Source organism: Pseudostreptobacillus hongkongensis (genome assembly GCF_001559795.1).
Taxonomy (GTDB): Bacteria; Fusobacteriota; Fusobacteriia; order Fusobacteriales; family Leptotrichiaceae; genus Pseudostreptobacillus; species Pseudostreptobacillus hongkongensis.
This window is the reverse complement of record NZ_LOHY01000046.1, coordinates 1-522: the sequence shown is the minus strand read 5'-3', so window position 1 is coordinate 522 and position 522 is coordinate 1. Positions and strand designations below refer to the sequence as shown.

The window sequence follows — 522 nt, the reverse complement described above, 5'->3', positions numbered from 1 at the left end:
TTAACGCCGGCGAGGAAGTGACCTTATTACAAACTGACGCCAACACCAATTATGCCCAGGTGAAAGACAGCTCTGGCCGTACCGCCTGGATCCCGTTGAAACAACTTAGCACAGAGCCAAGCCTGCGCTCCCGTGTGCCAGATCTGGAAAATCAGGTCAAAACCCTGACCGATAAACTCACCAATATCGATAACACCTGGAATCAGCGCACGGCAGAAATGCAGCAAAAAGTGGCGCAGAGCGACAGCGTGATCAACGGGTTAAAAGAAGAAAATCAGAAGCTGAAAAACGAGCTGATTGTCGCGCAGAAAAAGGTTGCTGCCGCCAGCGTGCAGTTGGATGACAAACAGCGCACCATCATCATGCAGTGGTTTATGTATGGCGGTGGCGTGCTGGGGCTTGGCTTGCTGCTTGGTCTGGTATTGCCGCACCTGATCCCAAGGCGCAAACGTAAAGATCGCTGGATGAACTAAATCGCCTTCTTCGTTGCACTGTCTTATTATTAGGAATTGTGTATTTGAC

At 50.4% G+C, this 522-nt stretch carries 1 protein-coding gene; it reads left to right on the top strand.

Annotation, left to right across the window (positions count from 1 at the left end; translation table 11 throughout):
- The coding region (locus tag AYC59_RS08510; protein WP_066894435.1) for a TIGR04211 family SH3 domain-containing protein at nucleotides 1-473 on the top strand (473 nt) is incomplete at its 5' end.
- Nucleotides 474-522 lie beyond the last annotated feature (49 nt).